Genomic DNA, 1,771 nt, shown 5'->3' with positions numbered 1-1,771 from the left:
CTCTTCATAAGGCGACATACGCCGAGATTCCGACGGAATGGAAGGAAGCGATTGGAGCTAAAAAACAAGATTCAGTCGAAAATTTTCTAACGCATGCCCTTACCTCTGAATCAATCCAAACAGTTTTAGATTCCCTTGGTGACTTTGACCGAGATGTATTACATAAGATTTATACGCACGGTGGTGTCATAGAAGTTGATACCATTAGAAACTATATCACCGTCAACCGTGGGAAGTTTGAAGTATGTATACCTCACCTAACTTCATTATATCTGATTCGAGATATTTATTACGTTGAAGATAAGTTCATACGTGTCGTCGTGATTCCCAAAGAAATTTTAGACCACTTGCAATATTCACCTATATTGCCTCCGGTCAAAAAGGGCACACGCGTACGCCAAGAAAAGATCAGTGCCAATGGTTTAGATTTTTTCCTAAACGTAAAAAAACTCCTTTCTTATATTTCAAGAAAAGGTTTGAATCTCGCAAAATCTGGCAAGATCAAACAAGCGGATCACAAACGAACAGAAACAGAATTATTATCTCCCGATATCGAGATATTTCCTGAAAAAAGCCAGGTATATCAAATCGAACTTATCTTACCGATTCTAAAACTATTAGGTTTTGTGGATATAAAAGGTGAGAACGTGATCCTAACGAGCGAGACGGATGACTTCTTAAAAAAAGACATTTTCGAAATCATGAAACTCGTGATACACGAAGTTAACGAAGCTCGCACACGTCGACTTAGCCCACCTGAGGTATTCACCGCAGCCGAAGTTCCCTTTTACGAAAAGGGCATTTTAGATAAAACTGTGAAACTCATCATGGCCCATGGTAAGATCAATGTTTCCGTCATTTTCTCCCATATTGTCCGGGATCATTTGGTATTTGCTCCAACATTCCAAATCAAGACATATGAAGAGGACCTCGCAGATCTTCGAAAAGAAATCATCTCCGCGATCTTCTACTTACAGCTGTTTGGTTTAATTGAAGTGGAGTATCCACAGAGAAACCTAAGTCTTTCCGAATTGGGAAAACATTATTTTAATCATGATCCACTCACAACTCCGACGGAGAAAGGTGGGATCACGATCAACCCGGATTTTTCGATCATCGCCTTTCCGGATCGGGTTTCCATCCAAGGCATTCACTTGCTAAAAGCGTTTTGTGAACTCAAAGACTATGATAGGGTTTATACTTTTATTTTGACAAAAGATTCTTTCCAATTGGGAATTTTACTCGGTTATGAAAAAGAAACTTTTATCCATTTCCTGAGAGAATCGAGCAAAGCTGAACTGGCTCAGAACTTATTATTCTTACTTGATGATTGGGGAAACAACCTTCCGATCGTCACGATCACAGAAGACTCTGTGCTACTGCGAACCAAAGATGCGCTGGTGATGGAGTTATTACTTGGTCAAATCAAGGGCAAGAAGTTTGTAGTAGAAGAAGTCAGCCCTACTGGGATCATCATTGAAAAGTCAAAAGTGATGGAAGTGATCGCGATTGCAGAGAAGCTCAATATGATCATTCGTCTCAATCGCTAACTAAAACTTATTTTTTTTCCGCTACTGCTTCTGGATCTGTAATCTTAATTTTAGTTTTAAAATCCCATTTTCTAAATGGTGAAACTGCATCCAATCTCTCTTGGGAAACAAAAAAGAGTCTATCTCCATATTTCACAAGTCCACCTTTATAGTAGGCATACTTTGTCTTGTGGTCGACAAGGCCTAATTCGGCCACTTTATTCCAGTCTTCGCAAGTTTTG

The 1,771-nt window shown here is 39.4% G+C and carries 2 protein-coding genes; one reads left to right on the top strand and one right to left on the bottom strand.

Annotated features, from left to right (window positions below; translation table 11 throughout):
* On the top strand, positions 1-1,550 hold a 1,550-nt coding region (locus EHQ58_RS14825; RefSeq protein ID WP_135624693.1), incomplete at its 5' end, for a helicase.
* A gap of 7 nt (positions 1,551-1,557) precedes the next feature.
* On the opposite strand, the gene EHQ58_RS14820 is transcribed toward EHQ58_RS14825, so the two are convergent.
* The coding region (locus EHQ58_RS14820; protein ID WP_135624692.1) for a hypothetical protein at positions 1,558-1,771 on the bottom strand (214 nt) is incomplete at its 5' end.

The sequence above is a fragment of the Leptospira ognonensis genome, from assembly GCF_004770745.1.
Taxonomy (GTDB): domain Bacteria; phylum Spirochaetota; class Leptospiria; order Leptospirales; family Leptospiraceae; genus Leptospira_A; species Leptospira_A ognonensis.
The sequence above is the reverse complement of the archived record's forward strand: the minus strand, read 5'-3'. Positions and strand labels throughout refer to the sequence as shown.